The sequence below is a fragment of the Dellaglioa sp. L3N genome (assembly GCF_054941095.1).
Genome location: NZ_CM142928.1, coordinates 765,608 through 791,591 on the forward strand (window position 1 = coordinate 765,608; position 25,984 = coordinate 791,591).

Sequence of the window (25,984 nt, forward strand, 5' to 3'; positions counted from 1 at the left end):
AATGAATATGGATAGAATTGAACGATTACGGTCAAATTTTGAAAATATTTCAATTGATGCATTTTTAGTGACCGACGCAACAAATATGGGCTATCTAAGCAATTTTGAAGGTGATGGCGTCTTATTAATTACGGACTCACAACAATTTTTAATAACTGACTTAAGGTATGAATTGGCACTAGAAAATCATGACAGAAAACTAGAAATTATATTTACATGAAATTATCTTGGTGCGGTAGCTGATGTAATTAAAGAAAATGGACTTACCGTTATGGGATTTGAATCGTCGCTATCATTTTTAGAATACGATCAATTAGATGAAGAACTTACTAGTGATTTAGTGCCATTTACGAACATAATTGAAGAATTACGACGTAGTAAAGATAGTGGCGAACAGGCTAAATTAATTAAAGCAGGCAAATTAGCTGACGCGGCTTTTAATTATATTGTGAAAACAATTGAAGTTGGCCAAACAGAAATTGAAATCGCTGACTGTTTAGATGCGTATATAAAGGACTTGGGTGCTACAAATGAATCATTTGAAACAATTGTGGCCAGTGGTGTTCATTCAACCTGGCCTCATGCAACAGTTTCGAATCGAAAGATTCAAAATCAAGACTTAATCACGATAGATTTCGGCTATTATTATGAAGAGTATACTTTTGATGTAACGCGGACTATTGTTGTTGGGTCAATAAGCGATGAACTGAAAAAAATTTACGATGTCGTTTTAAGGACACAAGAACATGTTATTTCACTGATTAAGCCAGGATTAAAATTGAGTGAATTAGCTAGAGTTGCAAATCAAATGATCGATGAAGCGGGATATGGCGCCTATTTCAATCATGGAATTGGACTATCCATTCACGAATTACCAAATTTTAGACTTGATGATTTAAATGGTGTTTTAGAGGTGGGGGATGTTATTACAATTGAGCCTGGAATCTATGTACCAAAAATGGGTGGCGTTCGAATTGAAGACGATATTTTAGTTGTTGAAACTGGTTTTCAAATGTTAACGGATTCTTCTAAAAAATTAATGATAATATAGACTTTAACTTGCTTTTGTAGGTTCATTATTGCTATTATTAGAACTATGAGATACACGAGATAGTAGGAGGAATTTGTATTATGATGTCCGTTAATGAATTTAAAAATGGTGTTACAATTGAGGTCGATGGAGATTTATGGCGTGTTGTTGAATTTCAACATGTTAAACCAGGTAAAGGGTCAGCTTTTGTTCGTTCAAAACTAAAGAACCTTCGTACAGGTGCTGCTCAAGAAAAAACATTCCGTGCTGGTGAAAAAGTTCAAAAAGCACAAATTGATAATAAAAAAATGCAATATCTTTATGCTGATGGTAATAACTATGTGTTCATGGATATGGATACATATGAACAATTGGAATTACCTGAAGAACGCGTGCATGAACAATTAAACTATTTGAAAGAAAATTTAATTGTTAATGTTATTATGTTTGGAACAGAAACAATTGGTGTTGACGTTCCTAACACAGTGGAATTAAAAGTAGCATCTACTGAAGCGGGTATTAAAGGGAATACACAATCAGGTGGGACAAAGCCTGCTGTTTTGGAAACGGGATTGGTTGTTCAAGTACCATTTTTTGTTAATGAAGATGAGATGTTAATTATTAATACGCAAGATGGCACATATATTTCCAGAGCACAATAAATCAACGGAGGTAAAAGCTTATGGCTGAAGAAACAAATATTGTATTAAAAAGTACAGAACCTTCTTTAGGTGATATTAAGATTGCACCTGAAGTTATTGAAATTATTGTCGGAATTGCTGCTAATCAAATTGATGGCGTTTATTCAATGCGTGGGACAATTGCCAAAAATTTAACTGAATTATTTGGTCGTAAAAAAGCCCTCGGTAAAGGTGTTAAGTTGGATTTAACTGATGACCAAGTAAATATTGACGTTTATGTTTACCTTGATTATGGTGTATCTGTACCTAAAGTGGCATTGATGATGCAAGAAAAAATTAAACAACAATTGTTATTTATGACAGGTTTAGAAATTATTGAAGTAAATGTCCATGTTGAAGGGGTCATTCCTGAAAAGGAAGCCAATAAAATGGATACGGATGATTTATTTTCAGAAAAAGATGGTGAAAATTAGTGAGTGTAATATTAACTAGACATGCTATTCGTGAGAAGGCATTTCAAGCATTATTTGCGTTGAAGTCTAATCCAGATGCAGATAGAGAAGCAATTTACCGTGAATTATTAGAGGTTCCTGATGAAGAGTCAGCTGTCATTCCACCTTATTTAGAAGCATTGGTTTCAGGTGTTAGTGATAAACAATCAGAATTAGATACTATTATCGAAGAAAATTTAACATCGCGTTGGAAATTATCACGTTTAAACAACACAGATTTAATTATTTTAAGATTAGCTATTTATGAAATGAATGATGTTGATGATGTTCCTGCTAAGGTTGCATTGAATGAAGCATTAGAAATTGCTAAAGAATTTAGTGATGATGAATCAAGAAAATTCATTAATGGCGTGTTAGATCCAGTTGTTGAAAAAATGCCAATTGAAACTGAAAAAACAAATGAATAATCGGTATTAGAAAGTGTTGCAGTTTTTTGCGACACTTTTTTTTTAGAAATTAATACTGGAAATATGATAAAATGTAAGAAGTAAACGCGGAATAGAGGTGCCAATATGGTTGAAATGATTGATGGTAAAAAATTAGCACAAATAACGACTGATCATTTAAAATTAGAAATTGAAGACTTGGCAAAGAAAAATATTTTTCCTGCATTAGTTGTTATTGTTGTTGGAGAAAATCAAGCAAGTCAAATTTATGTTAAAAATAAGCATCGAATTGCGGAGAAAATTGGGATTAAGTCAATTGTCACAAGATTGCCTGAATCAGTTTCTGAAAATGAGTTATTGGCTCTTATTACTAAGTATAATGAGAATTCAGATATTCATGGTATATTGGTTCAATTACCGTTACCAAAACAAATTAATGAGAAAAAAATAACAGAATCGATTAAACCAGAAAAAGATGTTGATGGATTTCATCCGGTTAATATTGGACGATTAGTGATGAATGATCCGTTGGCGATTCCATGTACGCCAATGGGGATTATGCGAATGTTTGCAGCATACAATATTGATTTAGATGGTAAAAATGCGGTCATTGTTGGTCGCAGTAATATTGTGGGTAAACCGATGGCAGCATTACTTTTAAATGCGAATGCGACAGTAACGGTGACCCATAGCCATACGAAAAATTTATCAGAGATAACGAAACAGGCTGATATATTGGTTGTTGCAATTGGTCAGGCGAACTTTATCAAAAAGGCAGATGTGAAACAAGCTGCAGTTGTCATTGATGTTGGTATGAACCGCTTAGACAGTGGCAAGCTAACAGGAGATGTTGATAAGAATGTTGCAGAAGTTGCGGGCTATTTAACGCCAGTACCCAAAGGTGTTGGTCCCATGACAATCGCAATGTTGATGGAACAAACAATTGAATTAACAAAACGGAGTGTTGGAATTGAATAAAGATAATTATTTATCGGTCACGTCACTAACTACATATCTGAAGAAAAAATTTGATGCCGATCCTTATCTTGGGACCGTTTATTTAACTGGTGAAATTTCTAACTTAAGACCACGACCTAATGCTCACCAATATTTTAGTTTAAAAGATGACCACGCTAAGATTAGTGCGATTATGTTTCGGTCATCTTTTGACAAGATAAAATTTCAACCAGAAGATGGGATGAAAGTGTTAGTTATGGGTCGTGTCTCTTTATATGAAGCAACTGGCAATTATCAAATTTATATTGAGCGCATGGAACCTGATGGTGTGGGTGCATTGTACCAAGCTTATGAACAACTAAAAAATAAGTTACAAGCTGAGGGATTATTTTCAGCACCGAAAAAGGCGTTAGTTAAATATCCTAAGCGAATAGCCGTGATTACTAGTCCTTCGGGGGCTGTCATTAAAGATATTATGACAACTGTTAAAAGACGGTATCCAATTGCTCAACTCGTTTTATTTCCTGCTATTGTTCAGGGAGACAAAGCGGCCAGTGATTTAATTAGACGCTTAAAACAAATTAATGAATTAGGTCATTTTGATACCATTATTATGGGTCGAGGCGGTGGCTCAATTGAAGATTTGTGGCCATTTAATGAAGAATCTGTTGCAAGAGAAATTGCTGCTAGTCAGATTCCAATTATTTCATCAGTTGGACATGAAACGGATACAACGATTGCCGATTTAGTTGCTGATGTTCGAGCAGCAACACCGACAGCGGCAGCAGAATTAGCCGTGCCTGTCTATGCTGAAGAATTGATTAAAATTAATCAATTAAAAGTTAGATTACTACAAGTAACACAAAATCTATTGAATTTAAGACGGCAACAACTAAATAAAATTCGACAATCATATGTTTTTCAACAACCTAATCGGCTGTATGAGGGTTATCTGCAAAATTTAGATAACCTAACACAACGTTTAATGCAAATTATGAAACAAACGATTATGACTAAGAAACAACAATTTGAACAAGCTCGTAATCAGTTAGGTTATCAAAACCCACAACAATTGATGGGTCGGTTACAGGATCAGGTGCAACAACAAGATAAGCAGTTACGTCAAATAATGACCTATTTACTTGAAACAAAGAAACAACAGGTTGGCGAAAAAATTAATGCGCTTGATTTATTAAGTCCCTTGAAAATTATGGGTCGAGGGTACAGTTATGTATCAATGGAAAATAAAATTATTAAGAGTGTTGATTCAGTGAGTGTGGATGATAATGTTGTGTTACATCTTACGGATGGTCAAGTGCATGCGCAAATTAAAAAAATAGAAAAAGAGGAACAATAAAATGGCTGAAAAAAAGGCAACATTTGAAGATAACCTAGTAGAACTTGAAAAAATTGTGACAGAACTTGAGCAAGGGGATGTGCCTTTAGAAAAAGCATTAACACAATTTCAGAATGGGGTTAAACTAAGTTCAAAATTACAAAAGACATTAGAAGATGCTGAAAAAACATTAACTAGTGTGATGAACGATTCCGGTGAAGAAGTTCCTTTTGAGCAAGGCGTCGAAAATGATTAGTTTAGCTACTTTTTCAGATAGTATTTTGCCAGAATTTAATTATAAATTACTGGATAGATTACAAGAATTAGATACTGAAAAAAATTTAAAAAAAGCAATGATTTACTCAGTTGAAGCTGGCGGTAAACGAATGCGTCCGTTACTTATTTTTGTGATTTGTCAGATGTTAGATCGTGACATTGATGACTCAGTTTATTCTGTTGCAGGCGCTTTAGAATTAATTCATACGTATTCCTTAATTCATGATGATTTACCAGCAATGGATAATGATAATTTAAGGCGCGGTAAAGCCACTAATCATATTATTTTTGGTGAGAGTATAGCAATTTTGGCAGGAGATGCCTTAAATACGCTAGCTTTTGAGTGGCTTAGTCAGGTTAATTTAACCGACTCACAAAAAATGTTATTTGTGAGTCAATTGGCTAGATTGGCTGGTCCTGAAGGTATGGTTGGTGGGCAAGTTGCTGACATTGAAGGGGAACAAAAAGCATTATCGCTTGCTCAGTTAAAACAAGTTCATAAACGTAAAACGGGTGATTTGATTGAATTTGCGGTTTATGCGGGTGGTATACTTGGAAAAGCGACGACTGATCAACAAACATTACTCATTCAATATGGGCGTCATTTTGGATTAGCTTTTCAAATTTATGATGATATTATGGATGTGGTCGGGACTTCTAAAGAAATGGGTAAGGCTGTTCATAAAGACAGTCAAGAAAATAAAAATACATATCCTGGATTGATGGGGTTAAACGGGGCCTATGACACACTTGAAAAAGTGATTAACCAAGCCAAAGCGACTGTTCAATCGCTTAAACAAACGGGTTTAGAAACTGGATATTTAGAAGAATTGTTGCATTACTTTAAATTTAAAAATTAGGAGTTACTATGAAAAAAGAGCGCATTGATGTTTTATTGGTTAAACAAGGATTATTTGAAACTCGGGAACAAGCTAAACGGGCAGTTATGGCCGGTGAAATATTAGGTGAAAATGAAGAACGCTTGGATAAACCAGGTGTTAAAATTTCTGAAGAAACTGAACTTCATTTTAAAGGTAAAAAATTGCCTTATGTCAGTCGTGGTGGCTTGAAATTAGAAAAAGCCCTTAAAGTGTTTGATGCAACTGTGACAGATAAAACGGTTTTAGACATTGGATCATCAACAGGTGGATTTACGGATGTCGCTTTACAAAATGGTGCCAAATTAAGTTATGCGTTAGATGTCGGTACCAACCAGTTAGTATGGAAATTACGACAAGATCCAAGAGTTATCGTCATGGAAAATACTAACTTCAGATATAGTAAAAAAGAAGACTTTGAATCAGGACAACCTAATTTTGCAACGATTGATGTCTCGTTTATTTCGTTACATTTAATTTTGCCTGCTTTGAAAAAGATAATTACTGAAAATGGGGATGTTGTGGCGTTAATTAAGCCTCAATTTGAAGCTGGTAAAGAAAATGTTGGGAAACATGGTATTGTGCGAGATGAGAAAATTCATCGTCAAGTTCTTGAAGATATTGTCCAATTTTCTATTGCCAATGGATTTGATGTTGCAGATTTAAGTTACTCACCAATTAAAGGTGGCGAAGGTAATATTGAATTTTTAATCCATTTAAAGTCAGCAACAGATGAACTTGGTAAAATTGCAGATAAAGTTAGCGTCGATAAGACGTTGGCCGTTGCATATAGTGATTTGAACGCTGTTAAATAGTCTTTAAAGTGAATTTCTTTAACCATCGCTAGTATTACGTTATACTAACTGTATTAAGTAATGGGTTTGAGGTTAGGGGGAACTTTAATGAAAAAGCAAGAACGTCAACGTTATGTCCGCGAATTATTGAAAAATAATAATATTGATAAGCAAGAAGACTTTGTGACTCTATTGGGAAAACAAGGGATTACGGTCACACAGGCAACGATTTCTAGAGATATTAAAGAAATGCAATTAGTTAAGGTTCCGTCGGCTGATGGGAGTTATAGTTATAATCTACCCGTTCAAAAACAGTTAAATACAGAAAAAAAATTAACGAAGACATTGAAAGATGCTTTTATTTCAACGAGTGTTCAAAATGAAATGTGTCTTGTTAAAGTAACGCCGGGAAGTGGCCCGGCAATTGTCTCATTGATTGAACAAATGAATTATTCATTTGTTTTTGGTACTTTAGGTGGAGATGGCTCAGCCTTAATTATTTGTCATTCAAATAAAGACGCGTTAAAGTTAAGTAAGATTTTAAATGAAATTGTAACTGAATAAATAAAGACGAATCTGTGACATTTTGTTTCAGATTCTTTTCTTTTAAAGGAGTGAAAACATGTTACAAGAATTGACAATTAAAGATTTTGCCATTATCGATTCTTTGAATATCGATTTCATGGCTAATATGACAGTTTTAACTGGTGAAACTGGTGCTGGTAAATCAATTATCATTGATGCTTTGGGTCTTTTGTCAGGTGGTAGAGGGTCCCAAGAATTTATTAGAAAAGACGCTAAAAAAATGGTGTTACAGGGTTTATTTGTTCCAGTAGAACCTTCAAATACGTTAACAAAATTAGATCAATTAGGCATTGGACATGAGGATAATTCTGTTATTTTACAACGTGAAATACATAGATCTGGTAAAAATATTTGCCGGATAAATGGCATGTTAGTTAATACCAGTACGTTAAAATTAATTGGTGAAACGTTAGTGGATATTCATGGACAGAATGAACATCAAGAGTTGATGCAACAGGATAAACATTTAGGCATGTTAGATGAATATATTCAAAATGATATTCAATCGCTGAAGGCAGATTATCAAGAAGCGTTTGAACAATATCAAAACTTAAATAAACTGCAAACTAAACGACGAACGAATCAGAACGAATGGGCACAGCGTTTAGATATGTTACATTTTCAAAAAGATGAAATTGAAAGTGCTGATTTAATTGCAAATGAAGAAGACATATTAAATGCTGAAAAAGAACGTTTGGAAAATTTTCAAACGATTAATCAATCTTTAGATGCTAGTTATCAAGCATTAGCAGGTGATGACGAAAATACAGTCGATCGAGTTGGCATAGCAATGTCTAATATGCAAAAAATTGATAATTTAGATGTTGAATACAAAGAGTTAACAGAACGTTTATCGTCTGCATACTATATGTTGCAGGATGCTTCTAGTGATTTATTGCGTCAGTTGGATGCTTTGGAATGGGACGAGCAAAGGTTGAACGAAATTGGAAGTAGACTTGAACTAATTGGTCAGTTGAAGCATAAGTATGGTGATTCAGTTGAAAAAATATTATCCTATTTAAATAAGATCTCAGATGAATTAGCCGAGATGGAAGCAACTGAAGGAAATGCGGATGATTTGGATACCCAAGTTAATCTAGCAAAAAAAGCAACACAAAAATTGGCTGATCAGCTGACTGAAGCACGAAAAAAAGCGGCGCTTATTTTACAAACAGAAGTGCATAAACAATTAAGTGAGTTATATATGGATAAGGCTATTTTTGAAGTTAGATTTGGATTACTCAGTCAATTAAATGGTACTGGACAAGATAAAGTTGAATTTTATATACAAACTAATGTCGGGGAAGCAATGGGTCCTTTGGTTAAGATTGCTTCTGGTGGTGAGTTATCTCGAATGATGTTGGCGCTAAAGACGATTTTTTCTAAAATGCAGGGTGTCACAAGTATTATATTTGATGAAGTTGATACGGGTGTTAGTGGCCGTGTCGCGCAAGCAATTGCAGAAAAAATCAATCAAATCGCCCAAAATTCACAGGTATTATGTATTACTCATTTACCACAAGTTGCGGCAATTAGTGAACATCAGTATTTTATATCTAAAAAGGTCATTGGCAAGCGCACAGAAACAGCAATTAAATTGTTATCAAAGAAAGAACGTATTCAAGAAATTGCAAGAATGCTAGCTGGGTCTGAAATTACCCCGTTGACTGTTAAACATGCTGAAGAGTTATTGGATATGGCTCAAAAAAATAATTAGAACCAAGATAACTTTATAAATAACTGATTGGTTATTTATAAAAAAGGAGAGTGCTAATATGCTTAAGTTTGACAATATATCAAAAATCTATAAAGGCAATAAAGCCGTAGATAACTTTAATTTAGAGGTTCAAGATGGTGAATTTATTTGTTTTATTGGAACGTCTGGTTCTGGTAAAACAACGACCATGAGAATGATTAATCGAATGCTGACACAAACAGAAGGAACAATTACGATTGATGGTAAAGACATCGCAAAAATGGACCCCGTTAAACTACGTCGTCAAATTGGATATGTGATTCAAAATATTGGATTAATGCCACATATGACAATTCGGGAAAATATTGTTTTAGTACCAAAATTATTAAAATGGCCTGAAGAAAAAAGAAATGAACGTGCTAAAGAGATGATCGCGTTAGTTGAATTACCAGAATCCTATTTAGATCGTTATCCATCTGAACTTTCTGGGGGGCAACAACAAAGAATTGGTGTTGTTCGAGCTTTGGCAGCAGATCAAGATATCATTTTAATGGATGAACCTTTTGGTGCATTAGATCCTATTACTAGGGAAGCTTTGCAAGATTTAGTTAAGGATTTACAGGAACGTTTAGGTAAGACATTTATTTTTGTAACGCATGATATGGATGAAGCTTTGAAATTAGCAACACGTATCGTCGTTATGTCTGAAGGCAAAATTGTCCAAGTAGATACACCGGACAATATTTTGAAAAAACCAGCTAATAAATTTGTGGAAAATTTGATTGGTCAAGATCGATTAATTCAGGCACGTCCAAGTATTACAACTGTTGGGCAAGTGATGCTAGCTAGTCCAGTTTCTATCACACCAGGTAAATCATTAGTAACGGCTATTCGTTTAATGCATGATCGTCGAGTTGATACGTTATTAGTGACTGATGATGCAGGTATTTTGAAAGGTTATATTGATATTGAAAGTTTAGATTATAACTTTAATACGTCAAGTAGTGTCAGCGATATTATGAACAAGGATATTTTCTATGTTAAAGAAGATTCATTAGTTCGTGATACCGTTGAACGTATTTTAAAACGTGGCTTTAAAAATGTGCCAGTTATTAATAAAGAAGGTATTTTAGTTGGGATTGTTACCCGTGCAACCTTAGTTGATATCGTTTACGATGCACTTTGGGGTGATGAAAATAGTTTATCTCATGAAGAAACAGTTGAAACAAAACCAGAAGTGACAGATACAAATATAGACGGAACTAACCCAAGCTCAACGAAGGAGGGTTAAGGATGACTTCATTTTTACAAGAATATGGGGCGATGATTGTCTCGAAACTATGGGAACATATTGAAATATCTGGAATGGCGCTATTTCTCGGAGTTATCATAGCCGTTCCTTTAGGAGTCTTACTAACGAGATTACCTAAGACGGCAACGATTGTCATTGCAATTGCCAGTATGCTACAAACAATTCCAGCCTTGGCTTTATTAGCTATGATGATTCCATTATTTGGTATTGGAAAATTTCCAGCTATTATTGCGTTATTTGTTTATTCATTGTTGCCAATTTTAAGAAATACATATATTGGTATTAACGATGTTGACCCAGTGTTAAAAGATGCTGCTAAAGGTATGGGGATGACAAACTTACAATCAATTATGCAAGTTGAACTAGTTATGGCTTCTCAAGTTATTATGTCTGGGATTCGACTAGCTGCAACGTACGTAATTGCTTGGGCAACGTTGGCTTCATATATAGGTGCTGGTGGTTTAGGGGATATGATTTTTAATGGCTTAAACTTATACCAACCAAAATTAATTCTGGGTGGGACAATTCCAGTTATATTATTAGCATTGCTAGTTGATTTTATACTTGGACAAGTTGAAAAAAAGGTAGCACCAAAAACAACAAGAAATTAAGGAGGGCTTTAACATGAAAATAACGATGAAAAAAATGCTTGTTAGTTTAGGCCTCCTGTTTGTTGGTGTGAGCTTATCAAGTTGTGGCTTTCCTGGGTTAACAGGTGGATCTAAGTCAACGATTAAAATTGTTGCGCAATCAACGACAGAATCTCAAATTATTGGGTCAATGTTACAACAATTAATTGAACATGAATCAGATAATAAAGTTGAATTGATTAATAACTTAGGTTCGGGTACGTTAAGTTTTAATGCACTTAAAAATGGTGATGCAGATATTTCATCTGCTAGATATACGGGAACTGATTTGAGCGCTGTATTAAATAAACCGGTAGAAAAAGATACCGTCAAAGCTAATAAAATAGTTAAAGATGGGTTTCAAAATAGGTTCCAAATGAAATGGTTTGATACTTTAGGATTTGCAGATACTTATGCATTCATGGTTACGCAAGAAACAGCTAAAAAGTACCACTTAAAAACTGTATCTGATTTGAAAAAAATTGAATCCAAATTAACAGTTGGTGTTGATGCTAACTGGATTAGTCGTGTTGGTGATGGCTATGATGGTTTCCAAAAAGAGTATAATATAAAGTTTGGTAATATCTATCCAATGCAAATTGGGTTAGTGTATAGTGCACTTGCAAAAGGAAAAATGGATGTTGTACTTGGTTATTCAACGGATGGTCGAATTAAAAGTTATAATTTGAAAATTTTGAAGGATGATCGTCAATTCTTCCCACCATATACGGCAAGTCTTGTCGCAAATGATTCTATTTTGAAGGAACATCCTGAGTTAACACCTCTTATTAGTCGACTCACCAATAAAATTAATTTATCAACGATGCAATCGTTGAACTATAAGGTGGATAATGATTTTTATGAACCATCAGTGGTTGCAAAACAATTTTTAGAGAAGCATCATTATTTTGAAAAGGCGGGTGATTAATGATGAATACTTTTAATCAGTTAATGTCTTATTTTGGAAATAATGGGTTATATGTTTTACAAGAATTTACACGACATTTCTTAATTTCAATTTATGGTGTTTTAATCGCCGCAATTATTGGTATTCCAGTCGGTATTTTTATCTCAAAACGCCATGGATTGAGTGATGTGGTTATTGGTGCCGCTAATGTTATTCAAACGGTTCCTTCTTTAGCGATGTTGTCTATCATTATGTTAGGACTAGGTTTGGGTGTTAATACGGTTATTGTAACTGTGGCACTTTATTCTCTTTTACCTATTTTGAAAAATACTTATTCAGGGATGATTAATGTTGATCCTGGGGTTCTTGATTCTGGTAAGGGAATGGGAATGACAAGATTTCAAATTCTCTATATGATTGAATTGCCATTATCCTTGTCGGTAATTATGGCTGGGGTCAGGAATGCTCTAGTGGTTGCAATTGGTATCACTGCAATTGGCTCATTTATTGGTGCAGGTGGACTTGGAGATATTATTATCCGAGGAACAAATGCAACTGATGGTGCTGCTATTATTTTAGCTGGGGCATTGCCAACGGCTTTAATGGCTGTTATTGCTGATGCGATTTTAGCGTTTATTCAACGGAAAATTGATCCAACAACAATTAAGCGTAAATAAAAAAATGGCCATTTTCTAGTTGATAGAAAGTGACCATTTTTATATGGAGTCAAGCAAAGCAATATAACGAAGTTGGTTATTATTAAGTAGGTAAGTGACGTTAGTATATTGTGTTTTAAATAGTAATTGTTTGGAAGTAGAGTGCCTATGCAAAGTACCACGAAGTTCTTGAAACTCTTTTTGAAATCCAGTTGGATTTAGTTGTAGAATAATTGTTTTTTTGGATTTTAAACTCTGTTCAGTAAAGAGCTTTAATTGAAATTGGGGCATTTGTGGTTTTAGAATAAAGTCATCTAAATCAAAAATTTTGTGATATGAGTATTGTAATGTTGAACCAATTGTTTGAATTGTCGTTTGTTGTTTGTTTTGCATAATAAAATTCCTCCCGAACATCTGTTTGTATTTTTATTATACGAACAAACGTTCGGTAAAGCAAGCATTAATTTAAAATAAATTTTAAAAGGAGAGCGAATGGATAAAAGGCTTGAATAATTGGTATAAAAAGTGCATACTATTTATTAATACTTATCTTAGAGGAGTTTACAAAATTAATGGCTAATCGTGGAATGTTGATCGTACTATCTGGTCCATCAGGGGTCGGTAAAGGAACCGTAAGAAAAGCGATTTTTGATCAAGATGACAATAAGTTTCTTTATTCAATTTCGATGACCACTCGTAAAATGCGAGAGGGTGAAGTTGATGGTGTTGATTATCATTTTGTATCAAAAGAAGAATTTGAAAATGAAATTGCGACGGGCGGTATGTTAGAATATGCCAAGTATGTTGACAATTACTATGGAACACCGTTAAAATATGTAAATAAGATGCTTGACGCTGGTCAAGATGTTTTTCTTGAAATTGAAGTACAAGGTGCTATGCAAGTTCGAGAAAAAATTTCTGACGGTTTATTTATTTTCTTAACGCCACCTGATTTAATGGAATTAAGACAAAGAATCACGGGACGTGGAACAGATGACTCTGCAACTATTGATAAGCGAATGTTAAAAGCTATTGGCGAGATTGATATGATGCAAAATTATGATTACGCGGTTGTTAATGATGAAATAAATGATGCCGTTGAAAAAATCCAAACGATTATTAAAGCTGAACGTTGGCGTGTTAAACGTTTTTTACCTGACTATAGAAAACAATTAGGAGATGTATTTAAATGATTTTATATCCTTCAGTCGATGACTTATTAAAACAAGTAGATTCAAGATACTCATTAATTATGTTAGCAAGTAAACGTGCCCATGAATTGGATGCGGGTGCCTTACCAATGCTTTCTAATTACAAATCAATTAAAAATGTCGGACGTGCTTTGGAAGAAGTCGTTACCGGTGATTTAATTATTGATCCAGTTGAAAAAGAAGATATTCGTTAATTTAATTAAATGAAAAGGAGTTAAGACAAGCTAATTGTCCTAACTCCTATTTTATTTCATAGAAAATTGATACAATAGAGAATAAACTAAATTCGTCATGGGAGCGATATAGAATGACACTTGAAAATAAAAAAATTGGGATTGTTGTAACGGGTGGCATCGCGGCATATAAAAGCTTGGAATTAGTCCGAGCGTTGATTAAACAAGGTGCAGCTGTTCGAGTTGCAATGACAGATGCAGCAACTGAATTTGTGACGCCATTGAGTTTTAAAACGTTGAGCAAGAATAAAGTATTGACTGATTTATTTTCAACACAAGAGTCTGAACATGTTGCTCATATTGAATTTGCAGACTGGGTAGATGTGATGGTTATTGCACCAGCCACGGCGAATATGATTGCTAAAATGGCTAATGGAATTGCGGATGATTTCGTATCAACTGCAATATTAGCAACTGAAGCGACTAAAGTAGTTGTGCCTGCAATGAATGAGCATATGCTAATGAATCCTGCAACGCAACGCAATCTTAAATTATTAGAACAAGATAATGTGCAAATAATTGAACCAGAAACGGGATTTCTAGCAGAAGGCTATTCAGGTAAAGGACGTTTTCCAGAATTAGCGACAATTATGTCCGTTATTAATGCTAATTTTGAGGATTCAATTCAACCACTAAAAGGTCAAAATGTGTTAGTCACGGCTGGTGGTACACAAGAAAGAATTGATCCAGTTCGTTTTATTGGTAATGATTCTTCTGGTAAAATGGGTTTTGCAATTGCAATCGAAGCACGAAAGTTAGGGGCTAATGTTACTTTAATTAGTGGTGTCAGCCAATTACCTGATCCTGTTGGGGTTGAAACAATTCGAGTTAAAACGGCAGTAGCGTTATCGGAAGCTATTAATAGTCGATTCGACAAACAAAATATTTTAATTATGGCAGCGGCTGTTTCAGATTATCGAGTTCAAACGGTTGCGGATCAAAAAATTAAAAAGTCTGCAGATACACTCACTTTAACCTTAGAAAAAAATCCAGATATTTTAAAACACTTGGGTGAAATTAAGCAAAAGCAATACCTAGTTGGATTTGCTGCTGAAACGCAAAATGGGTTGGTAAATGCACAAGAAAAATTAGAAAAGAAAAATTTGGATTTATTAGTTTTGAATGATGTCTCAAATTCTGCCATTGGTTTTAACAGTAATGAAAATGAAGTAACGTTGCTTAGACCACAGATGGAAAATGAATTTATCAAACAAACTAGTAAAAGCCAGATTGCTAAGGACCTATTAGAGGTTATTATAAGTGATTTAAGGAAATAAATAGGTTAATGAAAGGAGGCTTCGGTATGATGCAATATGCAAAAATTATCGTTGATGTTCCTACGATGCAAACGGATCAACCTTATACGTATTCAATCCCTGAATTGTTAACGGATGAGATTGAGATTGGAATGCGTGTTATTGTGCCGTTTGGAAATGGTAAACGGCTAGTTCAAGGATTTGTGATTAGTCTTGATGATGACGAGTTTGATGGTAATGTAAAAGATATTCAATCAATCGTTGATCTTAAACCTGTTGTGAATACCGAATTATTAGATCTATCTAAGTGGATAGCTAATGAAACCTTCTCATTTCGAATTACTGCTTTACAACTAGTATTACCAAGCGTCATGCGGGCTACGTATAAAAAAAGGATTCGCCTGATTGATGAAATTGATAAAACACTGCAGGCTGAATTATTTCAAGGTCAGGATTCGATTGAATTTGATCCAGAACATATGGATGCTGAAATCATAAAAAAATTGTCACAATTAACTAAAAATGAAAAAGCTGAAATAGTCTATGAAGTTGGTAATAAGGCTAAAGTAAAAAAACAATTATCAATTCAACCCAAAATGAATTTTGAAGCCTACGAAGATATTAAAAGTGGCTTACGTAAAAATGCGAAGCAACAACATTTATTAATTAATTATCTTCAATCATTAACTGAAATGGCAGATAAGCTGATTCCACAGAAACAGGTCGTTGAACAAATAGGTGTAACAAGTTCGACAATTACGGTTGGTGCTAAAAATGGGTGGTTGCAAAAAGTTGAAACAGAAGTATATCGAGATCCATATAAAGATACTGTTATTAAATCAACTGACATGCAAAAATTAACACCAGATCAAGAAGTTGCAGTTAAAGCGGTTGATGAGGCTATTAAAAGTGATACTGATAAGACCTTCTTACTTCAGGGTGTTACCGGAAGTGGTAAAACAGAGGTCTATTTACAGACAATTGCAAAAGCACTTGAACTTGGTAAAACGGCATTAATGCTTGTTCCAGAAATTGCATTAACCCCTCAAATGGTAAAGCGAGTTAAGTCGCGTTTTGGAAATTTAGTTGCAGTTCTTCATAGTGGTTTATCTGATGGTGAACGTTATGATGAGTGGCGTAGAATTGAACGTAAAGAAGCGCAGGTCGTTGTTGGTGCGCGCTCAGCTGTTTTTGCGCCTTTAGATAATATTGGTGTCATTATTGTAGATGAAGAACATGAATCAAGTTACAAACAAGATGAAACACCAAGATATCATGCAAGAGATGTTGTTCTTTGGAGAAGTCAGAGGCATCATTGCCCAGTGATATTAGGGAGTGCAACGCCATCCCTCGAATCACGTGCTAGAGCTCAAAAAGGGGTCTATGAGTGGTTACAATTGCCACAGCGTATAAATGGTCAACCAATGCCTGAAGTGACGTTAATTGACATGAGAGAAGAAATGAAAAATACAGGGGAAAGTAATTTTTCAGAACCTCTTAGAAATGAAATTACTAAACGACTTGATAAAAAAGAACAGACTGTCTTGATGTTAAATAGACGTGGGTTTTCATCTTTTGTGATGTGTCGTGATTGTGGATTTGTCTTACCTTGTCCTAACTGTGATACATCCTTAACGTTGCATATGGATACGCATACGATGAAATGTCATTACTGTGGCCATGAAGAAGGCATTCCTAAGGTTTGTCCTAACTGTCATAGTCGAAAAATTAGGTATTATGGGACAGGGACACAAAAAGTTGAAGAAGAGCTTAAAACGTTATACCCTGAGGCTAGAATTTTACGGATGGATGTTGATACGACACGTAAAAAAGGAGCACATGAAAAAATTCTAGCTAAATTTGGTGCAAAAGAAGCGGATATTTTGTTGGGCACACAAATGATTGCAAAAGGGCTAGATTTTCCTGATGTGACATTAGTGGGGGTGCTCAATGCAGATACGGCACTGAGTTTACCTGACTTTAGATCAAGTGAACGAACCTTTCAATTGTTAACACAAGTGAGTGGTCGAGCTGGTCGAGCTGAAAAAAAAGGGCAAGTTATTGTTCAAACGTTTAATCCGGATCATTATGCTATTCAATATGCGAAACATCATGATTATGAGTCATTTTATAGAAAAGAAATGTCCGTTCGTCATATGGAAAATTATCCGCCATATTATTATACAATCCAACTTACCGCAAGTTACACGGATGAAGCAGGTGCGGCTAAAAAAATGATAGAAGCTGTTCAATTTTTGAAGCCGGTGTTATCGGATCAAGCGATTATTCTTGGACCAACACCAAAATCAATTATGCGAGTTAACAACCGATTTTATTATCAAGTTGTCATTAAATATAAATCAGAAAATCACTTAAAAGATCGATTACGAGAATTAATGACAAAATCTCAAGCTGAGGTTCGAAAAGGCTTGAGATTAACGATTGATTCTGAACCAGTGAACTTTATTTAAATTAAGGAGAATATTATGACATCAATCGTATTTATGGGAACACCAGAATTTTCAGCACCAATTTTAGAAAGTTTAATTGAAAATGGCTATGACGTGAAAGCAGTCATGACCCAACCAGATCGCCTGGTTGGACGCAAACGATTATTAACACAATCACCAGTGAAAAAGGTTGCAGTTAAACATGGTATTGATGTTTTACAACCAGAAAAATTAAGCGGTAGTGATGAGATGGCTAAAGTGATTGCGATGGAACCAGACTTTTTGGTAACTGCAGCATTTGGTCAATTTTTGCCAACAAAATTGTTAGAAGCTGCCAAAATTGGGGCCATTAATGTGCATGGGTCATTGTTGCCTAAGTATCGTGGTGGTGCACCAATTCAATATGCTATTATGAATGGTGAGCAAGAAACAGGTATCACGATTATTTATATGGTTAAAAAAATGGATGCTGGGAATATCATTAGTCGCCGTGCAATCAAAATTGAAAATAATGATGATTCAGGTTCGATGTTTGAAAAGTTGAGTCTATTAGGTAAGGAACTTCTTCTTGAAACATTACCAAAATTAATTGATGGGACAAGTGAATCAACACCACAAAACGAAGATGAAGTTTCTTTTTCTCCTACTATTAAATCAGAAGAAGAAGCACTCGATTTTTCGAAAACAGCTAATGAAGTTGACTGGAAAATTCGTAGTTTAAGACCAGTTCCGGGCGCATATACGAGTTTTAAAGGTAAAAGAACTAAAATTTGGGATGTGACTGTATTAGATGAGAAAACTGATTTATCAGTTGGACAAGTTGTTGAAGTCACTAAGAAGTCATTAAAAATAGCTTGTGGCAAAGGGACTGTTGTCGCAATTAATACGCTCCAACCAAATGGTAAATCAAAACAAACCATTGTTGATTATCTAAACGGTAGTGGACAAGGAATAAAAGAAGGACAACAGGTGATTGATGTATGAAAACTGATTTAAAAACAACCCCCCGATTCTTAGCAGTTGATCTTTTAACAAGGGTAGCTAAACAAGGAACTTATTCAAATATTGCATTGAACCAAGTGATTAAGAATAATCATATGGAAGTTCGTGATGCCCATTTATTAACGCAATTAGTCTATGGTGTTATTCAAAGACGACTTACCTTAGAATACTGGTTAGCCCCCTTTGTTAAAAATCCTAGTAAAATGGATAATTGGGTTCAAGAATTATTATTGAGTGCTATTTATCAGATGCATTATCTGGATAAAATTCCAACTCGTGCTATTTTTAATGAATCAATTGAAATTGCGAAGCGAAAAGGTCATGCTGGAACGCGTAAATTTGTGACAGGCGTTTTGCATGCAATTGAACGTGAAGGTATTCGTCCTGTTTCTGAAATTAAAGATGATATTGAACGATTGAGTATTGAGAGTAGTACGCCAGTTTGGTTAGTTAACGAATTAATTAAACAAGTTGGATTAGAAAAAACAACGCATATACTAGCTTCAATTAATGAAGCACCTGATCAATCTGTCAGAGTCAACACGGCAAAAGCAACGGTCGATGAAGTCGTTGAACAAATGGAAACTGAGGGATTTGATGTAAAACGTAGTCAAGTTTCACCAGTTGGTTTATTAGTGACTAACGGATTTGCGCCTGATAGTGGGGCTTATCATGATGGCTTAATAACGATTCAAGACGAAAGTGCAATGCTAGTTGCTGACGCAATGAATATCCAACCAAGTGATAAAGTTCTAGATGCGTGTGCAGCACCAGGTGGTAAAACCACACATATTGCTTCATTTTTAGATGAGTCACAATTTGGAGAAGTTATTGGGCTAGATATTCATGCACATAAAGTTAAATTAATCGGTGAAAATGCTAAACGATTAGGGCTGTCAAGTGTCGTTGAAGAGATGGTGTTGGACGCTCGTTTAATTTCAGAAGAATTTGATAATGAGTATTTTGATTCAATTCTTGTTGATGCGCCTTGTTCTGGAATTGGATTAATGCGTCGTAAACCAGAAATTAAATATGAAAAAACGTTGGCTGATTCAAATAACTTACAAAAAATCCAATTAGCTATTTTAGATAAGGTTGCACCAACTTTGAAAAAAGGTGGTCGATTAACTTATAGTACATGTACGATTTTAGATATTGAAAATAAGGACGTTGTTAACCAATTTGTTGCCACACATCCTGAATTCAAAGTAATCGAAACACCAACTGCTCTAGCGTTAAAAGAAAATCGCGATGATAAAGAATTAACTATTTATCCAGATGATTATCATTCAGATGGATTCTTCATTACGTGCTTAGAAAAACAACTTTAGATTCGGGGTGTAAGTATGAAGGTTGCCTATCAAACAGATGTAGGTAGTGTTAGAAAGAACAATGAAGATTATGTTGGTGTTTTTCATAATAGAAGTGGCATTTCTTTTGTGATGGTCGCAGATGGTATTGGTGGTAATTTAGGTGGGGATGTTGCTTCAGAGATGGCTGTTTCACACATGGGATTCCGGTTTGAAGAAACAAATTTCAGTGAACCTAGTCATGCAATAAAATGGATTGCCAAAGAAGTAGAGATGGAAAATAAAAAAATCATCGAAAAATCTAATCAATATAAAGATCTTTCAGGTATGGGGACAACAATTGTATGTGCAGTTTTCTTTGAAGATAAATTTATCGTTGCTAATATTGGTGATAGTCGGGGGTATTTGTTGCGAAAACAGCAACTTTATCAATTGACGGAAGATCATTCATTAGTAAATGAATTAATCAAGCGTGGGGAACTATCAGTAGAAGACGCTAAAAATTATCCTCAAAAAAATATGATTACCAGAAGTTTGGGTATTTCTTCGGAAGCTGACGCAGATATTGCGGTTAATGATTCTGAACCAGGTGATTTATTATTATTATGTACGGATGGTTTAACTAAAATGATTTCTGATGAAGTTATCAAAGAAGTTTTAGAAAATTCTAGAACAGTTGAAGAAAAATGTGCAGAATTAATTCGATTGGCTAATAAAGCGGGCGGATTAGATAATGTTACCGCACTCCTAGTTAACGATGATCGACAGGAGATAGTAAAATGAAACCTGATACAATTTTTAATGAACGTTATAAAATAATTAATTCATTAGGTGAAGGTGGCATGGCCAATGTTTATCTTGCAACTGATTTAATTTTAGACCGACTAGTGGCTGTTAAAGTACTACGAGTTGATTTGAGAGACGATCAGGACACCGTTAGACGTTTTAAACGTGAAGCGTTGGCGACAACGGAATTAGTCCATCCTAATATTGTGAACGTGTATGACGTTGGTGAAGTTGACGGTCTGCAATATATGGTCATGGAGTATGTTCCTGGACATGATTTAAAAACGTACATCACGAAACAATTTCCAATTCCATTCCAAGTAGTTGTTGATATCATGATTCAAATTTTATCAGCTGTACAAGTTGCTCATGATCATAATATTATTCATCGTGATTTAAAGCCTCAAAATATTTTAATTGATGAGGCAGGCAATGCTAAAATTACTGATTTTGGTATTGCAGTGGCATTGGCTGATCATTCATTAACGCAGACGAACACCTTGTTAGGTTCTGTTCATTACCTTTCGCCTGAACAAGCTAGAGGTAGTATGGCAACGAAGCAATCTGATATCTATTCATTGGGGATTATTTTGTATGAAATGTTAACGGGTAAGGTTCCCTTTGAAGGCGAAACGGCTGTTTCAATTGCACTTAAACATTTTCAAAATGAGGTACCATCTGTTCGTAAGTTTGATTCAACTATTCCACAATCACTTGAAAATGTTGTTTTACAAGCAACCAGCAAAGTACCACGAGATAGATTTCAATCGGCTGAAGAGATGTCAAGTGCTTTAGAAAAATGTTTAGCACAGAAGAATGCAACAAAATGGCAACCTGAAGAATTAGTTAGTGATGAGACAAAAGTATTGCCAGTATTTGATAAGCAAACAGGGAAGATAATTAGTCCAGATAAGAAATCAGAAACGATGATAGCTAACAATAAAAAAATGAGTCATCGCAAAAAGTGGACTATTGGGACAATTTTCTTTGCGCTTATTGTCATTATTTTAGGTGGTACGGTCATTGCGATGAGTTCGCCAAAAGAGGTTAAAGTTCCTGATTTGAGTGGTATGACGGTCAGTGAAGCCAAATCAAGTTTATCAGATAAAAATTTAGAAATTGGTAAAATTATTCGAACGAATAACGAAACGGTTGATAGTGGGAATATCATTAAATCGACACCCAAGAAAAATGAAACGATTCGAGAGAAAAATAAAGTCAATGTTATTGTGTCAAAAGGAAAAGCTAAAATTAAAATCGCTAAATATGTTGGCGATGACTATGATGATGTTAAGGCAACATTAGAAAACGATGGATTTACTGTTGAAAAAGAGACAAGTCATTCGTCTTCTGTACCTGAAAATGAAATTATGGCGCAGGATATTTTAGCAGGCAAAAAAGTAGTACCTAGTGATACCGTTATTACTTTGACGGTTAGTTCAGGTGCTAAAGTATATACACTTAGAGACTTATCAGGATACACGAAAAAAAGTGTTCAGGATTACGTAGATGAAATTGGAGCTAACTTATCAATTAGTGACGCTTATTCAAATACGATTGAAAAGGGTCAAGTAATCAAACAATCTCCAGCAGCTGGAACTTCATTTTCTAAAGGTGGTAGTTTGGCAGTTACTATTTCAAAAGGTAAAGAAGATACAACGGATGAGTTTGTAAAAACGGTGGCTGTTCCATTTAAGTCGATTGTTTCAGAAAGTGCTAGTTCAGTTGCTAAAGATAAAGATTCTTCGTCAGATGGCAGTTCTAGTTCAAGCACTAGTTCCAGTTCTTCAGAATCAAAAACGAATGAGAATGTCATTGAAGTGTATATTAAAGATAAGACACACAGCATAGATACTTTGTATGAACGTAAAATAATTACAAAAAATACTGATTTTAAATTGTCATTTGTTTTAGATTCTGGCAAATCAGGAAGTTATAGGATTTTACGTGATGATAAAGTTATTGCGGAAAATGATAATGTGACTAAGAATTAAATTCAAGATGTGGTAAAATTAAAGGTGAGGTAATGACTCACCTATTTTTAAACTTTTGATATAAAACGGTTACATCAATTCGGTTAAAGGAGGATTATTTATTGGTAACAGGTCAAATTAGACAATCATTAAGTGGCTTTTACGACATTGATGTCGAAGGAGAAACTTATCGAACAAGAGCTCGAGGTAATTTTAGAAATTCAAATCAGGCACCCTTAGTTGGTGATTGGGTTGATTTTAAAGCTGAAAATAAAAAAGAAGGTTATATTCTTAATATTCATGATCGTGAGAATAGTTTAATTCGACCACCAGTGGCGAATATCGACGAAGCCATTGTTGTGACATCATGTGTCGAACCCGCATTTTCAAGTAATTTATTGGATAGACAGTTGATTATGTTAGAATCACATCATATTAAACCTGTATTGTATTTTTCAAAGGGTGATTTAATTCCTGAAGAAAAAATAGCTGAATTAAGTACTATTATTCAGGCTTATAGCCAAATTTATCCAACGTTTTTTCCATTGGGTGAAAATGAAGATGCTGTTGTTAAAGAATTACAAGATACTTTTCCAGGTAAAATTGCTGTTGTGATGGGTCAAACGGGAGCAGGAAAATCAACTTTATTAAACAAAATTATGCCAGAATTGGCGTTACAAACGGCTGAAATATCAAAAGCGCTACATCGTGGAAAACATACAACACGTAAAGTCACGTTGATGCCAATTGCCGGTGGATTAATTGCTGATACGCCTGGCTTTTCATCTTTTGATTTGTTTGATATGTCAAAAGAAGAGTTGCCAAAATTATTCCCAGAATTTAATGAATTATCTGTCGGATGTAAATTTAGAGTTTGTTTACATATTAAGGAACCTAAATGTGCAGTCAAGGCGGCACTTGAACAAGGCGACTTATTGCAAAGTCGCTATGATAATTATGTACAATTTAATCAATTAATTGTTGCTCAAAAACCAAACTATAAGAAATGAGATGTCAAAATGAAATTATCACCTTCGATTTTAAGCGCTAATTTTGCAAATTTGGAAAAGGATATTAAAGTAGTCGATCAAGCAGGTGCTGAATACTTGCATATCGATATTATGGATGGTCATTTTGTACCTAATTTAACTTTTGGCGCAAATGTTGTTGAAGCTATTCGCCCATTAACAAAAATGGTTTTAGACTGTCATTTGATGGTTGAAAATCCAGAAAATTATATTGAAGAATTTGCTAAAGCTGGTGCTGATATTATTGGCGTGCACGTTGAAGCAACGGCACATATTTTTGGTGTAATCCAACAAATTAAAAAATTGGGTGTTAAAGCTGAAGTTGTTATTAATCCAGGAACATCATTGGAAACTATTAAACAAGTTTTACCATTTGTTGATCAGGTATTAGTAATGACTGTTAACCCTGGATTTGGGGGGCAATCATTTATTCCAGAAATGAAGCGTAAAATTGATCAATTAGACCGTATTAAACAAGTTCAAGATTATAATTTTGATATTGAAGTTGATGGTGGTATTAATGAACAAACAATCAAAGAATGTCTTGAAAGCGGCGCAACAGTCGCAGTTGCAGGCTCATACATTTACAATAGTGATGATCCAACTGAACAAATTAACAAATTAAGAGAAGCAACAAAATGAAACTCAATATCTTAGTTGGTGGACCTAAAGAACAGTGGCCAGAAGAATTGATTGCTGGCAATGTACAGGGCTCGTGGATTGGGGTCGATAGAGGGGCGTTACGGCTCATTCATTTGGGGATTACACCGGAGTTGTCGATTGGTGATTTTGATTCAATGACTGAAAATGAGTTTGAATTAGTTTCTAATCATAGTAAACAAGTTAAAACGGCTAACCCTGAAAAAGATGATACGGATACTGAATTAGCTTTGAAAGAAGCGATTAAGGTATTTGATTTTGATTCAGTTGCGATTTATGGTGCAACGGGTGGTCGAATTGATCATTTATTGGCAAATCTATTCTTTATTTTTAGAGAGCCATTTAAGACGATGTTTGAAAAAATTTGTTTAGTTGATAAACAAAATTCAATTCGTTTTTTTAAACCGGGAAGTTATCATTTAACTAAAGAAAATAACAAAAAGTATCTTGCCTTTATTCCATTGACGCCAGTTACAAGTTTAAGCTTGGTAGATGAAAAGTATACCTTGAATCAAGTTGATTTTGTGAATCCGGTATCATTAGCTAGTAATGAATTTATGGGAGATACAGGGGAATTTAGCTTTGAATCGGGTGTTGTTGTCGTGATTCAAAGCCGTGATGATGAGAAATAGGGTAAAAAAAAAGACTTAGCATAATGCTGAGTCTTTTTAATTTGAATTAAACACGAGTAACTTTACCTGACTTCAAAGCGCGAGCAGATACATAAACTTTTTTAGGTTTACCATCAACTAAGATGCGAACTTTTTGTAAATTAGGTTTCCAGCTACGGTTTGTTTGGTTCAATGCATGAGAACGTTTCTTACCGAAAGTAGTCTTACGTCCTGTAATAAAATCTTTTGCCATATTCATATCCTCCTCTGCAATTCACTTAAAAAGCAAAGCTATGCTTACTTACCTAAACCAAAATATCATATTTGGCCATATAATGCAATACTTTTCTTTCAAGTAAATTTGCTTGACAGCTTGAAATTCCCAAACGTCGGGGAATTGAATTTTCTTGGTTGCTATTTTTCTTTTATTCTATCATATCCTATGATAAAATACTCTTATTGATTGTGTGAAAATATAAGGAGGCTATTCTTATGGCTGTTAAGATCAAAACGCAATTTGGTACGATTGATATTGATAATGAAGTTATTGCAACAGTTGTTGGCGGTGCTGCAACTGAGATTTTTGGTATTGTCGGAATGGCAAGTAAAAATCAAATTCGTGATAATGTGAATGGAATTTTAAGAAGAGATAATTATTCTAGAGGTGTTGTTGTGCGTCAAGAAGATAATGGTGTGGCTATTGATGTCTATATTATTGTTGGTTATGGCACAAAAATATCTGAAGTTTGTCGAAATGTCCAAGAAAAAGTGAAGTACAATTTAGAAACAATGCTAGGTGTATCTGCTAATTCAGTTAACGTATTAGTGCAAGGTGTTCGCGTACTAGGCGATTAGTAACCAGCTATTTT

30 protein-coding genes are annotated in these 25,984 nt (G+C 34.6%); 28 read left to right on the plus strand and 2 right to left on the minus strand.

Going from position 1 to position 25,984, the window contains the following annotated elements; translation table 11 throughout:
- The first annotated feature begins 1 nt into the window (after position 1).
- The 16 genes from ACVPPR_RS03915 (at position 2) to ACVPPR_RS03990 (ending at position 12,616) form a co-directional block, all read left to right on the plus strand.
- Positions 2 to 220, plus strand: coding sequence for an aminopeptidase P family N-terminal domain-containing protein (locus ACVPPR_RS03915; protein WP_462304698.1), 219 nt, complete (start codon positions 2 to 4; stop codon positions 218 to 220).
- Positions 221 to 271: 51 nt separating this feature from the next.
- Positions 272 to 1,051, plus strand: coding sequence for a M24 family metallopeptidase (locus ACVPPR_RS03920; protein WP_462304699.1), 780 nt, complete (start codon positions 272 to 274; stop codon positions 1,049 to 1,051).
- Between the two features lie 80 nt (positions 1,052 to 1,131).
- Positions 1,132 to 1,692: an elongation factor P gene (gene efp, locus ACVPPR_RS03925; protein WP_462297564.1), complete on the plus strand. Its 561-nt coding sequence runs from the start codon at positions 1,132 to 1,134 to the stop codon at positions 1,690 to 1,692.
- A 20-nt stretch (positions 1,693 to 1,712) separates the two neighbouring features.
- Positions 1,713 to 2,144 carry an Asp23/Gls24 family envelope stress response protein gene (locus ACVPPR_RS03930; RefSeq protein WP_462297562.1) on the plus strand — a complete coding sequence of 144 codons (432 nt, stop codon included), beginning with the start codon at positions 1,713 to 1,715 and terminating at the stop codon, positions 2,142 to 2,144.
- A gap of 8 nt (positions 2,145 to 2,152) precedes the next feature.
- Positions 2,153 to 2,590, plus strand: a complete 438-nt coding sequence (gene nusB / locus ACVPPR_RS03935; protein WP_462304796.1) for a transcription antitermination factor NusB — start codon at positions 2,153 to 2,155, stop codon at positions 2,588 to 2,590.
- Between the two features lie 105 nt (positions 2,591 to 2,695).
- Complete coding sequence (locus ACVPPR_RS03940) at positions 2,696 to 3,547, plus strand: bifunctional 5,10-methylenetetrahydrofolate dehydrogenase/5,10-methenyltetrahydrofolate cyclohydrolase (protein ID WP_462304700.1); 852 nt, start codon at positions 2,696 to 2,698, stop codon at positions 3,545 to 3,547.
- The gene (gene xseA / locus ACVPPR_RS03945) at positions 3,540 to 4,883 is read left to right on the plus strand and encodes an exodeoxyribonuclease VII large subunit (RefSeq protein WP_462297559.1); all 1,344 of its coding nucleotides are present in this window, start codon (positions 3,540 to 3,542) and stop codon (positions 4,881 to 4,883) included. Before ACVPPR_RS03940 ends, xseA begins: the two co-directional genes overlap by 8 nt.
- 1 nt (position 4,884) lies before the next feature.
- Positions 4,885 to 5,118, plus strand: coding sequence for an exodeoxyribonuclease VII small subunit (locus ACVPPR_RS03950; protein ID WP_462297558.1), 234 nt, complete (start codon positions 4,885 to 4,887; stop codon positions 5,116 to 5,118).
- Complete coding sequence (locus tag ACVPPR_RS03955) at positions 5,111 to 5,998, plus strand: polyprenyl synthetase family protein (RefSeq protein ID WP_462304701.1); 888 nt, start codon at positions 5,111 to 5,113, stop codon at positions 5,996 to 5,998. The genes ACVPPR_RS03950 and ACVPPR_RS03955 overlap by 8 nt, the downstream gene beginning before the upstream one ends.
- A gap of 8 nt (positions 5,999 to 6,006) precedes the next feature.
- On the plus strand, positions 6,007 to 6,831 hold the full coding sequence (locus tag ACVPPR_RS03960; protein WP_462297556.1) for a TlyA family RNA methyltransferase: 825 nt from the start codon (positions 6,007 to 6,009) through the stop codon (positions 6,829 to 6,831).
- A gap of 87 nt (positions 6,832 to 6,918) precedes the next feature.
- Positions 6,919 to 7,374: an arginine repressor gene (locus ACVPPR_RS03965; protein WP_462304702.1), complete on the plus strand. Its 456-nt coding sequence runs from the start codon at positions 6,919 to 6,921 to the stop codon at positions 7,372 to 7,374.
- A 58-nt stretch (positions 7,375 to 7,432) separates the two neighbouring features.
- Complete coding sequence (gene recN, locus ACVPPR_RS03970) at positions 7,433 to 9,112, plus strand: DNA repair protein RecN (RefSeq protein WP_462304703.1); 1,680 nt, start codon at positions 7,433 to 7,435, stop codon at positions 9,110 to 9,112.
- 58 nt (positions 9,113 to 9,170) lie between these two features.
- A complete protein-coding gene (locus tag ACVPPR_RS03975) occupies positions 9,171 to 10,382 on the plus strand; it encodes a betaine/proline/choline family ABC transporter ATP-binding protein (protein ID WP_462304704.1) in 1,212 nt (403 codons plus the stop codon).
- 2 nt (positions 10,383 to 10,384) lie between these two features.
- Positions 10,385 to 11,014 (plus strand): ABC transporter permease, encoded by a 630-nt coding sequence (locus ACVPPR_RS03980; protein WP_462297549.1) that lies wholly within the window; start codon positions 10,385 to 10,387, stop codon positions 11,012 to 11,014.
- Positions 11,015 to 11,027: 13 nt separating this feature from the next.
- A complete protein-coding gene (locus ACVPPR_RS03985) occupies positions 11,028 to 11,960 on the plus strand; it encodes an osmoprotectant ABC transporter substrate-binding protein (protein WP_462304705.1) in 933 nt (310 codons plus the stop codon).
- Positions 11,960 to 12,616 (plus strand): ABC transporter permease, encoded by a 657-nt coding sequence (locus ACVPPR_RS03990; protein WP_462297545.1) that lies wholly within the window; start codon positions 11,960 to 11,962, stop codon positions 12,614 to 12,616. The genes ACVPPR_RS03985 and ACVPPR_RS03990 overlap by 1 nt, the downstream gene beginning before the upstream one ends.
- A 39-nt stretch (positions 12,617 to 12,655) precedes the next feature.
- Here ACVPPR_RS03990 and ACVPPR_RS03995 read toward each other — a convergent pair whose 3' ends face one another.
- The gene (locus ACVPPR_RS03995; RefSeq protein ID WP_462297543.1) at positions 12,656 to 12,988 is read right to left on the minus strand and encodes a hypothetical protein; all 333 of its coding nucleotides are present in this window, start codon (positions 12,986 to 12,988) and stop codon (positions 12,656 to 12,658) included.
- A gap of 179 nt (positions 12,989 to 13,167) precedes the next feature.
- Here ACVPPR_RS03995 and gmk point away from each other — a divergent pair, with 179 nt between their 5' ends.
- From gmk to ACVPPR_RS04050, 11 genes are all read left to right on the plus strand, one after another.
- The gene (gene gmk / locus ACVPPR_RS04000; RefSeq protein ID WP_462297542.1) at positions 13,168 to 13,788 is read left to right on the plus strand and encodes a guanylate kinase; all 621 of its coding nucleotides are present in this window, start codon (positions 13,168 to 13,170) and stop codon (positions 13,786 to 13,788) included.
- Positions 13,785 to 14,000: a DNA-directed RNA polymerase subunit omega gene (gene rpoZ / locus ACVPPR_RS04005; protein WP_462297541.1), complete on the plus strand. Its 216-nt coding sequence runs from the start codon at positions 13,785 to 13,787 to the stop codon at positions 13,998 to 14,000. Before gmk ends, rpoZ begins: the two co-directional genes overlap by 4 nt.
- A 113-nt stretch (positions 14,001 to 14,113) precedes the next feature.
- A complete protein-coding gene (gene coaBC, locus ACVPPR_RS04010; RefSeq protein WP_462304706.1) occupies positions 14,114 to 15,316 on the plus strand; it encodes a bifunctional phosphopantothenoylcysteine decarboxylase/phosphopantothenate--cysteine ligase CoaBC in 1,203 nt (400 codons plus the stop codon).
- Between the two features lie 26 nt (positions 15,317 to 15,342).
- Positions 15,343 to 17,766, plus strand: a complete 2,424-nt coding sequence (priA, locus tag ACVPPR_RS04015) for a primosomal protein N' (protein WP_462304707.1) — start codon at positions 15,343 to 15,345, stop codon at positions 17,764 to 17,766.
- A gap of 15 nt (positions 17,767 to 17,781) precedes the next feature.
- Positions 17,782 to 18,729: a methionyl-tRNA formyltransferase gene (gene fmt / locus ACVPPR_RS04020; RefSeq protein ID WP_462297535.1), complete on the plus strand. Its 948-nt coding sequence runs from the start codon at positions 17,782 to 17,784 to the stop codon at positions 18,727 to 18,729.
- A complete protein-coding gene (rsmB, locus tag ACVPPR_RS04025) occupies positions 18,726 to 20,078 on the plus strand; it encodes a 16S rRNA (cytosine(967)-C(5))-methyltransferase RsmB (RefSeq protein WP_462304708.1) in 1,353 nt (450 codons plus the stop codon). Before fmt ends, rsmB begins: the two co-directional genes overlap by 4 nt.
- Before the next feature lie 15 nt (positions 20,079 to 20,093).
- The gene (locus ACVPPR_RS04030; RefSeq protein WP_462297533.1) at positions 20,094 to 20,840 is read left to right on the plus strand and encodes a Stp1/IreP family PP2C-type Ser/Thr phosphatase; all 747 of its coding nucleotides are present in this window, start codon (positions 20,094 to 20,096) and stop codon (positions 20,838 to 20,840) included.
- Positions 20,837 to 22,837: a Stk1 family PASTA domain-containing Ser/Thr kinase gene (pknB, locus tag ACVPPR_RS04035; RefSeq protein ID WP_462304709.1), complete on the plus strand. Its 2,001-nt coding sequence runs from the start codon at positions 20,837 to 20,839 to the stop codon at positions 22,835 to 22,837. The genes ACVPPR_RS04030 and pknB overlap by 4 nt, the downstream gene beginning before the upstream one ends.
- Positions 22,838 to 22,938: 101 nt before the next feature.
- Positions 22,939 to 23,826, plus strand: coding sequence for a ribosome small subunit-dependent GTPase A (rsgA, locus tag ACVPPR_RS04040; protein WP_462297529.1), 888 nt, complete (start codon positions 22,939 to 22,941; stop codon positions 23,824 to 23,826).
- 9 nt (positions 23,827 to 23,835) lie between these two features.
- Positions 23,836 to 24,486 (plus strand): ribulose-phosphate 3-epimerase, encoded by a 651-nt coding sequence (gene rpe, locus ACVPPR_RS04045; protein WP_462304710.1) that lies wholly within the window; start codon positions 23,836 to 23,838, stop codon positions 24,484 to 24,486.
- The gene (locus tag ACVPPR_RS04050) at positions 24,483 to 25,136 is read left to right on the plus strand and encodes a thiamine diphosphokinase (RefSeq protein ID WP_462304711.1); all 654 of its coding nucleotides are present in this window, start codon (positions 24,483 to 24,485) and stop codon (positions 25,134 to 25,136) included. Before rpe ends, ACVPPR_RS04050 begins: the two co-directional genes overlap by 4 nt.
- Positions 25,137 to 25,182: 46 nt before the next feature.
- On the opposite strand, the gene rpmB is transcribed toward ACVPPR_RS04050, so the two are convergent.
- The gene (rpmB, locus tag ACVPPR_RS04055) at positions 25,183 to 25,368 is read right to left on the minus strand and encodes a 50S ribosomal protein L28 (protein WP_462297526.1); all 186 of its coding nucleotides are present in this window, start codon (positions 25,366 to 25,368) and stop codon (positions 25,183 to 25,185) included.
- A 239-nt stretch (positions 25,369 to 25,607) separates the two neighbouring features.
- On the opposite strand from rpmB, the gene ACVPPR_RS04060 reads away from it, so the two are divergent.
- Positions 25,608 to 25,970 carry an Asp23/Gls24 family envelope stress response protein gene (locus tag ACVPPR_RS04060; RefSeq protein ID WP_462297525.1) on the plus strand — a complete coding sequence of 121 codons (363 nt, stop codon included), beginning with the start codon at positions 25,608 to 25,610 and terminating at the stop codon, positions 25,968 to 25,970.
- Positions 25,971 to 25,984: the final 14 nt, after the last annotated feature.